Origin of the sequence: Streptomyces sp. NPDC058691, assembly GCF_042714775.1 — a bacterium.
Taxonomy (GTDB): Bacteria; Actinomycetota; Actinomycetes; order Streptomycetales; family Streptomycetaceae; genus Actinacidiphila.
The window spans coordinates 1-8,220 of sequence record NZ_JBHXSO010000122.1 but is presented as its reverse complement, the minus strand read 5'-3'; the positions used below and the strand labels follow the sequence as shown (position 1 = coordinate 8,220).

Here is an 8,220-nt window from a genome sequence, read left to right as displayed (position 1 = left end):
AAGGCCGAGAGCAGCGCCTGGATCTCGGTGTTCTGCTGGATCTTGTCGATGCGTGACTTCTGGTCGTTGAGGATCGTGGCGCGGATGGGGGGGATGTGGTGGTACTGGGGGTGGGGGCGGGTGGGGGGCGGGGCGGCGGGGGGGGGGCGGGAGGGGGGGCACCTGCCCGGGGGGGCCCGCCCGGGGGGGCGGCCCCCCAAGACCCTGCCGGGGGCGACGGGACCGGCGCGGCGCCGGACCCGGTCGCTCAGCGCAGGTGCGAGGTGTCGTTGAACAGCCGTACCGACGCGTTCCCGTCCGCGAAGTACGCCACCGCCGAGAACGCCGCCGCCGACAGCTCCATGCGGAACAGCGACTCCGGCGGCGCGCCCAGCGCGAGCCGCAGCAGCGTCTTGACCGGCGTGACGTGCGTGACGACCAGGACGGTACGGCCCGCGTAGCGCGCGATCATCTTGTCGCGGGCCAGCGCGACCCGCCGCGCGGTGGCGGCGAAGCTCTCGCCGCCGGGCGGCGCGGCCTTGGGGGAGGCCAGCCACGCGGTCAGCTCGTCCGGGAAGCGCTCCTTGACCTCGCCGAAGGTCAGCCCCTCCCAGGCGCCGAAGTCGGTCTCGCGCACGCCCTCCTCGACGCGCACGTCGAGGCCGAGGCGCTGCGCGACGATCTCCGCGGTCTGCCGGGTGCGCTTCAGCGGGGAGGACACGACGGCCTGGACGGTGCCGCGTTCGGCCAGCAGGTCCGCCGCCCGGCGCGCCTGCCAGAGCCCCTTCTCCGACAGCTCCGGATCGGTGCCGCCGCTTCCGGAGAACCGCTTCTCCGGGGTGAGCGGGGTCTCCCCGTGCCGCAGCAGCACGAAGGTGGTCGGGGTGCCCATGTCGGCGTCGCCCCAGCCCACCGCGGTCTCGGACTCCCCGGGCGGCTCGGGGTCGTCATCGGCCGTCGCCGTCGCCGTCGCGGCCGCGGCGGTCGCCAGGGCGGCCGTGGACCGGCTCGGCTCCCACTGCCGGCCCCGCTTGCCCGCGTCCATCGCCTCGTTGGCCAGCCGGTCGGCGTGCTTGTTCTTCTCGCGGGGGATCCACTCGTACGTCACCTGCCCGGGCGGCAGGATCGAGCGGGCCTCGGCCGCGAGCGGGCGCATGTCCGGGTGCTTGATCTTCCAGCGGCCCGACATCTGCTCCACGACGAGCTTGGAGTCCATCCGCACCCGCACCTGCGCCTCGGGGTCCAGCGCCCGTGCGGCCCGCAGGCCGGCGATCAGGCCCCGGTACTCGGCCACGTTGTTGGTGTGCGTGCCGATGAACTCGGCGGCCTCGGCGAGCACTTCACCGGTGGCGGAGTCGCACACCACGGCGCCGTACCCGGCCGGCCCCGGGTTGCCCCGGGACCCGCCGTCGGCCTCGACGGTGAACGTCCGGGCCATTACAGGCCCGACTCGGGGGTGCGCACCAGGATCCGGCGGCAGTTCTCGCAGCGCACGACCGCGTCGGCGGCCGCCGCGCGCACCTCGTTCAGCTCGGTGATGTTCAGCTCCAGTCGGCAGCCCTCGCAGCGCTTCTGGTAGAGCCGGGCCGCGCCGACGCCGCCGGACTGCGCGCGCAGCTTGTCGTAGAGCTTGAGCAGGTCGGCCGGCACCGCGCCGGCCATGATCTCCCGCTCCTTGGTGACCGACATGCCCTCGGAGTCGATCTCCCGCAGGGCCTCGTCCCGCCGGGTCTCCGCCTCGCCGGCCTTGCCCTGCACCGAGTCCAGACGCTGGCTCAGCTCCTGGACCCGCTCCTGGAGGGACTCGCGGCGCTCCATGACCTCCAGGACGACGTCCTCCAGGTCGCTCTGCCGCTTGGCCAGCGAGGTGAGCTCGCGCTGGAGGTTCTCCAGGTCCTTCGGTGAGGAGACGGCGCCGGAGTCCAGCCGCTCCTGGTCGCGGACCGCGCGCTTGCGCACCTGGTCCACGTCCTGCTCGGCCTTGGTCTGCTCGCGGGCGGTGTCGCTCTCCTCGGTCTGGGCGGCGACCAGCAGGTCGCGCAGCTGCGTCACGTCGGAGGAGAGGCGCTCGATCTCCGCGTGTTCGGGAAGGGTCCGGCGCTTGTGGTCCAGCTGCGCGATGCGCGCGTCGAGTGCCTGGACCTCAAGGAGTCGGATCTGGTCTGCGGGCGCGGCGTTCAGCGGGGGGCTCCTGAGGTCGTGGGTTCGTGCGGGGCGTGAGGGACGTGCGGGGTGTGAGGAAGGGCGGCGGCGCTCGCGTGGGCCGTCCACGGGTCGGTGACGGTGTGCGACACATGGGTGCGCAAGCCCCAGCCGTTCCGTTCCGCGATCTCGTCGAGCCGGCGCGCGGCCTGCCCGCACCAGGGCCACTCGGTGGCCCAGTGGGCGGCGTCGACGAGCGCCGGGGGTCCTGCCTGCTGCGCCTCCGACACCGGGTGGTGGCGCAGGTCGGCCGTCAGGTAGACGTCGGCCCCGGCCCTGCGCACGTCGTCGAGGAAGCTGTCGCCGCTGCCCCCGCACACCGCGACGGTACGCACCTGCCGCTGGGGGTCGCCGGCGACGCGCAGCCCGGTCGCCGTCGCCGGCAGGCCGCGGGCGGCCCGGTCGGCGAACTCCGCCAGCGTCATCGGCTCCGGCAGTTCGCCGAGCCGGCCGGCGCCGCGGCGGCCCGCCGGGTCGGACGGGTCCGGCACCAGCGGGCCGGTGACGCGCAGTCCGACGGCTGCGGCGAGGGCGTCGGAGACCCCGGGATCGGCGCGGTCGGCGTTGGTGTGGGCGACGTGCAGCGCGACGTCGTTCTTGATCAGGGAGTGCACCACCCGGCCCTTGAAGCCGGTCGCGGCCACCGTCGTGGTGCCGCGCAGGTAGAGGGGGTGGTGGGTGACGAGCAGATCGGCGCCGAGGCGGATCGCCTCGTCGGCGACCTCCTGGACCGGGTCGACCGCGAAGAGCACCTGCCGGACCTCGGCGTCCGGGTCCCCGCAGACCAGGCCGACGGCGTCCCACTGCTCGGCCCACTCCGGCGGCCAGAGGACTTCGAGGGCGGCGATGACGTCGGACAGTTTCGGCACGGGGTCGAGGTTACCGCGCCGGTACCGGGCGGCTGGAATTCCCGGCTGGTCATGAGCACACCGACCGCACGAAGTCCGACGGAACGGGACGAGAGCCACCCTTATGTGTGAAGCGCACCGACTCGTGTCGGGCGGTTGCGCGTGCGAAAACTAGCGTCGTGGTCAGGAGGTGAGCGACCACCATGACAGCCTGCGCAACCGAGACCGCCACCGGCACCGGCGCCGTGCCGCGGGCCGGGTTCACGATCGCCGCGGACGGCTCCTACGCCGCGTGCCTGGCCCGGACGCCGGAGGGCGGGGACGGCTGGTACCCCGAACGCTGGACGCTCGGCGGCCCCGAGCCCTACACCGTGCCGCTGCCCGGCAACCAGCCCGAGGAGGAGTGCTCCGAGGTGCTGCCGCTGCCCGACGGCCGCGTCCTGATCCGGCGCCGCGTCGCCGACCGGCACGATTTCGCCCTGCTCTACCCGGCCGGCCCCGGCACCGGCGAAGTGCTGCTCGGCTCCGTCCCGGGTGGCCAGGACGGTTCCGGCACCGAGGTGCGCCTGCTGCCGCCACCCGCGTCAGGGCTCGCGTTCGCCCTCGCGTACGACGCCGCCACCGGCCGCACCTCGGTGTGGCTGGTCCACGACGGCCGCGACGGCCCGCCGCGCCGGCTCGCGGAGATCCACGGCCGCTGCGGGGGCGGCGCGTGGCTCGACCGGGCGGGCGGCGTGCTCGCCCTGGACCGCGAGACGGACGGGACGGTCAAGACCGTCGCGGTGGACCTGCGGGGCGGCGGCGCGGTCAGCCCGCTGCTGCAGATCACCGAGGACAGCAACGACCGGCTGCTGCTCGCCGAACCCGACAGCGGACTCCTCATAGTCCGCAGCGACGCCACCGGCGAGGACCGCATCGGCTGGGGCGTGCTCGGCAGCCGGCAGCCGATGCGGTTCGCCGAGTGCCTGCGGGTGCCCGACGCCGTCCTCACCCCGTTCGCCGCGCAGCCGGGCCAGGTGCTGATGCCCGAGTCCTGCGCGGTGGCGCTGCGCGCCGACGGCCCGCACGGCACGTCGCTGGCGGTCTGGCGGCCGGGGGAGCGCCGCGCCACCTGGCTCAGCGGCCCCGAGGGCTGGCTCGCCGGGACCGGCATGTGGTCGCCGCAGGGCGTGCTGCGGCTGCCGTACGCATGCGCGCACTGCCCCTGCGGGATCGTCGACTACGACGCGCCCGCGCCGTTCCCGCCGCCCCTGGCGGCCGTCCCGGGAGCCCTGCCCGAGCCCGCGCCGGAGGAGTCCAGGGGCAGCCCGGTCCTACCTCTGCAGAAGGCGCCGCTGGCGGCTGGATCATGACCGGTAAACTCCCGCCGGGGGCTGCGCTGCCGTTTCGGCGTGCGCTGGTACGGCGGCACGTCGGCAGCACGGTTCCTGTGACCCGTAAGCCACCGACAGAGAGTCCTCGCATGTCCGACTCCCGAACCGAGAACGCCGCCGCGAGCCACGAGGACGCGGCGGATCTCCACGGTCGCCACCGCGGCCCCGCCTCGTCCGAGGAAGCCCCCGCCGCGCCGCACGGCCGGCATCGCCGCATGGAGGGGTCCGGCGACGACGGCTGAGCCGGACGGAACGTTCAGGCTCCCCGCAGACCGGCCGCCGTCCGCGCCAGCGCGCGGACGCGGGGCCAGTCTCGGGACCGGAGCGCGTCCGGCGGGACCATCCAGCTCCCGCCCACGCAGGCCACGTTCGGCAGCGCCAGGTACTCCGGCGCGCGGGCCTGGTCGATGCCCCCGGTGGGGCAGAAGCGCACGCCCGGCAGCGGCGCGGCCAGCGCCCTGAGGTACGCCGTGCCGCCCGCCGCCTCGGCCGGGAAGAACTTCAGTTCCGTCACGCCGTGTTCGGCCAGCGCCACGACCTCGGACGCGGTCGACACCCCCGGCAGATAGGGCACCCCCGTCGCCCGCGCGGCGCCGAGCAGCCGCTTCGTCCAGCCCGGACTGACCAGGAAACGCGCCCCGGCGTCCACGGCCACGGCGGCCTGCTCCTCCCGCACCACGGTCCCGGCCCCGACGAAGGCTTCCGGTACCTCGCGGGCGACGGCCCGGATCGCGTCCAGCGCGGCCGGGGTGCGCAGCGTGATCTCCACGACCGGCAGCCCGCCCTCCACCAGGGCCCTGGCCAGCGGCACCGCGTCGGCGGCGTCCTCCAGCACGACGACGGGGATCACGGGGGCGAGGTCGAGAAGCATGCCCGGGATGCTGCCGGGGCGACACGGCTGACGCAACGGTCGTTGCGGCCTGTGCAACCGTGTGGCCTGCACCCTGCCTCGGTGGACATCAGTGGACGTCGGTCACCAGCACGTCGAGCCGCCCCGGCCCCTGCACCTCCACCCGGAAGCCCAGCTCCCGCAGCACGTCGACCAGTTCGTCCGGGCCGCCGGGCCGGGCACCCGACTCCAGCAGGGCCCGCACCATGCGCCCCTTCGTCGCCTTGTTGAAGTGGCTGACGACCTTCCGGGTCTCGGCCTGCACCACCCGCACCGTCGCCGTCCGCCCGGCCAGGGCCCCCTTGGGCTTCCACGCCGCCGCGTACGCGGCCGACCGCAGGTCCAGCACCAGGCCGCCGCCGGCCGCCTCGGCCGCCTCCGGCAGGACGTCCGCCATCGCGTCCCGCCAGAACGTGCCGAGCGCCCCCGTCCCGGGCAGCCTGACGCCCATCGAGCAGCGGTAGGCCGGGATCGCGTCCTTGACGCCGACCGCGCCCCACAGCCCCGAGAAGATCAGCAGCGAACGCCCCGCCCGCCGCTTGGCCGCCGGGCTCAGGTCCGCCAGGCCCAGCGCGTCGTACAGCACCCCGGTGTAGATCTGCCCGGCCGGGCGGGCCGGAGCCGAGTGCAGCCCCGCGTTGCGGCCCACCTCGCCGCGCAGGCCGGGGCTGAGCCCCAGCACGTCGGCCGCTTTGACGATGTCGTCGGCGTCGTCGCTCGCGCACAGACCCACCAACTCGTCCAGCACCGTGCGCCGCGCGGCGGCGAGGCCGGGCAGCGACAAGGAGTCCAGGTCGACGGCCTTCCCGGTGGCGGGAGCGGCCTTGCCCTCGGACGGCGGAAGCAGGACGAGCACGGTGTTCTCCTTCACGTTCACCTGTGCTGTGCAGCCTACGGCCGCTGAATTACGCTCACTCCATGCCTCGTCGCCCCCTGCGTGTGAAGGCCGCCGACGGCGAGCCGCTGCGGACCGCGCTCAGCGCCTTGCGCACCGAACTGCACCTGCCCGCCGCGTTCCCGCCCGCCGTGCTCGCCGAGGCCGAACAGGCCGCCCGTACACCCGGTGTCGACGGCCACGAGGACGCCACCGGCCTGCCGTTGTTCACCATCGACCCGCCCGGCTCGCGCGACCTCGACCAGGCGATGCACCTGGCCCGCCGCGACGGCGGCTACCGCGTGCACTACGCCATCGCCGACGTCGCCGCCTTCGTCGCGCCCGGCGGCGCCATCGACACCGAGGCCCAACGCCGCGTCACCACGCTCTACTTCCCCGACGTCCGCGTCCCGCTGCACCCCACCGTGCTGAGCGAGGACGCGGCCAGTCTCCTGCCCGGCCGGGACCGGCTCGCCGTGCTGTGGCGCATCGACCTGGACGCGGACGGCGGCGTCACCGGCGTCGACGTCCGCCGCGCCATGGTGCGCAGCCGCGCCCGGCTCGACTACGCGGGCGTGCAGCGCGAACTCGACGACGGCACCGCCGAGGAACCGCTGGTCCTGCTGCGCACCATCGGCCGGCTGCGCCAGGAACAGGAACGGCGGCGCGGCGGCATCTCCCTCGACGTGCCCGAGCAGGAGGTCGTCGAGCGCGGCGACGGCTACGCCCTGGAGTACCGCGCACCGCTGCCGGCCGAGTCCTGGAACGCCCAGATCTCGCTGCTCGCCGGCATGGCCGCCGCCGGACTGATGATCAGCGCGGGTACGGGCATCCTGCGCACGCTCCCGCTCGCCCCGCAAGGCGAGATCGCCCGGCTCAGGAGGGTCGCCCAGGCCCTGCACATCGACTGGCCGCACATGACCCCGTACTCCGAGCTGATCCGCACCCTGGACCCGGGCCGCACCGGGCACGCCGCCTTCCTGCACGAGGCCACCAGCCTCTTCCGCGGCGCCGACTACACCCCCTTCTGGCCCGGCCACCCGGCCTCGCCGCTGCTGCACGCCGCCGTCGCCGACGCCTACACCCACTGCACGGCGCCGCTGCGCCGGCTGGTCGACCGCTACGCCGGCGAGTTCTGCCTCGCCGCCTCCGCCGGCCGCACTCCGCCGGAGTGGGTCACCGACGCCTACCGCGACCTGCCGGGCAGGATGCGCACCGGCTCCCAGCTCGCCTCCCGCATCGAGGGCGCCTCCGTCGCCATCGTCGAGGCCGCCCTCCTCCAGGACCGGGTGGGCGAGGTCTTCGACGCCTATGTCATCGACGTCCGCGAGAGCGACCCCACCGCCGGCACCGTCCACCTCCGCGACCCCGCCGTCGTCGCCCGCGTCAGGGGCGGCAGCGTGCCCCTGACACTCGGCGAACCGCTGCGCGTGCGCCTGGCCGAAGCCGACGCGGAGCGGCACACGCTGCTTTTCGCCCCTGCGTGATCGCCGGGTAACATGGCGGCACGGCAGACGAGCCGAGTGGACGGCCGCGTCAGGACCCCGGTCCTGCCGAGGAACGTCCGGGCTCCACAGGGCAAGGTGGTGGGTAACGCCCACCCGGGGTGACCCGCGGGACAGTGCCACAGAAAACAGACCGCCGGGGGCCGCAAGGCACCCGGTAAGGGTGAAACGGTGGTGTAAGAGACCACCAGTGCCCAGGGTGACCTGGGCAGCTAGGTAAACCCCACCTGGAGCAAGGTCAAGAGGAGCGCCGTAACAAGTGCTCTGCGCGGACGTTCGAGGGCTGCCCGCCCGAGTCCGCGGGTAGACCGCACGAGGCCGGCGGCAACGCCGGTCCTAGATGGATGGCCGTCGCCCGGCCGGCCGCGAGGCCGACCGGGACACAGAACCCGGCGTACGGCTCGGCTCGTCTGCCGCCTGGTGCATGCCGGACCCGTCCGGCCGCCGGGGCTTGCTCAGTCCGCGGGGTGGAGTGCCGCGCGCAGGACGGTGATCGCCTGGGTGATGGCGGCCTGGGCGGCGTGGGTGGAGCGCAGGGCGTTGAGCATGA

The 8,220-nt window shown here is 74.7% G+C and carries 8 protein-coding genes and 1 other RNA gene; 4 read left to right on the top strand and 5 right to left on the bottom strand.

The genetic code is table 11. From position 1 onward, the window contains the following. Positions 1–247: 247 nt before the first annotated feature. From ACFWVC_RS38185 to ACFWVC_RS38175, 3 genes are read right to left on the bottom strand one after another with little or no spacing between them, the layout of a single operon-like run. Positions 248–1,417, bottom strand: coding sequence for a bifunctional RNase H/acid phosphatase (locus ACFWVC_RS38185; protein WP_384299219.1), 1,170 nt, complete (start codon positions 1,415–1,417; stop codon positions 248–250). After that, entirely contained in the window at positions 1,417–2,160 is a 744-nt protein-coding gene (locus tag ACFWVC_RS38180) for a zinc ribbon domain-containing protein (RefSeq protein WP_384299224.1), read from the bottom strand. Before ACFWVC_RS38180 ends, ACFWVC_RS38185 begins: the two co-directional genes overlap by 1 nt. Further along, on the bottom strand, positions 2,157–3,050 hold the full coding sequence (locus ACFWVC_RS38175) for a Nif3-like dinuclear metal center hexameric protein (protein WP_384299216.1): 894 nt from the start codon (positions 3,048–3,050) through the stop codon (positions 2,157–2,159). Before ACFWVC_RS38175 ends, ACFWVC_RS38180 begins: the two co-directional genes overlap by 4 nt. Positions 3,051–3,232: 182 nt before the next feature. On the opposite strand from ACFWVC_RS38175, the gene ACFWVC_RS38170 reads away from it, so the two are divergent. Further along, positions 3,233–4,381: a hypothetical protein gene (locus ACFWVC_RS38170; protein WP_384299213.1), complete on the top strand. Its 1,149-nt coding sequence runs from the start codon at positions 3,233–3,235 to the stop codon at positions 4,379–4,381. Between the two features lie 110 nt (positions 4,382–4,491). Next, on the top strand, positions 4,492–4,644 hold the full coding sequence (locus ACFWVC_RS38165) for a hypothetical protein (protein WP_384299210.1): 153 nt from the start codon (positions 4,492–4,494) through the stop codon (positions 4,642–4,644). Between the two features lie 14 nt (positions 4,645–4,658). On the opposite strand, the gene eda is transcribed toward ACFWVC_RS38165, so the two are convergent. Then, positions 4,659–5,273 carry a bifunctional 4-hydroxy-2-oxoglutarate aldolase/2-dehydro-3-deoxy-phosphogluconate aldolase gene (gene eda / locus ACFWVC_RS38160; RefSeq protein WP_384299207.1) on the bottom strand — a complete coding sequence of 205 codons (615 nt, stop codon included), beginning with the start codon at positions 5,271–5,273 and terminating at the stop codon, positions 4,659–4,661. Between the two features lie 88 nt (positions 5,274–5,361). Continuing rightward, positions 5,362–6,147 carry a peroxide stress protein YaaA gene (gene yaaA, locus ACFWVC_RS38155; RefSeq protein WP_384299221.1) on the bottom strand — a complete coding sequence of 262 codons (786 nt, stop codon included), beginning with the start codon at positions 6,145–6,147 and terminating at the stop codon, positions 5,362–5,364. Positions 6,148–6,209: 62 nt separating this feature from the next. Here yaaA and ACFWVC_RS38150 point away from each other — a divergent pair, with 62 nt between their 5' ends. Then, complete coding sequence (locus tag ACFWVC_RS38150) at positions 6,210–7,652, top strand: RNB domain-containing ribonuclease (protein WP_384299204.1); 1,443 nt, start codon at positions 6,210–6,212, stop codon at positions 7,650–7,652. A gap of 28 nt (positions 7,653–7,680) precedes the next feature. Beyond that, positions 7,681–8,083, top strand: an RNA gene (gene rnpB / locus ACFWVC_RS38145) — RNase P RNA component class A. Positions 8,084–8,220: the final 137 nt, after the last annotated feature.

Excerpts from the sequence above, each read along its gene's own strand:
- ACFWVC_RS38185 (WP_384299219.1), bottom strand. The coding sequence starts at position 1,417 with ATGGCCCGGACGTTCACCGTCGAGGCCGACGGCGGGTCCCGGGGCAAC.
- ACFWVC_RS38170 (WP_384299213.1), top strand. The coding sequence starts at position 3,233 with ATGACAGCCTGCGCAACCGAGACCGCCACCGGCACCGGCGCCGTGCCG.
- ACFWVC_RS38165 (WP_384299210.1), top strand. The coding sequence starts at position 4,492 with ATGTCCGACTCCCGAACCGAGAACGCCGCCGCGAGCCACGAGGACGCG.
- eda (WP_384299207.1), bottom strand. The coding sequence starts at position 5,273 with ATGCTTCTCGACCTCGCCCCCGTGATCCCCGTCGTCGTGCTGGAGGAC.
- ACFWVC_RS38150 (WP_384299204.1), top strand. The coding sequence starts at position 6,210 with ATGCCTCGTCGCCCCCTGCGTGTGAAGGCCGCCGACGGCGAGCCGCTG.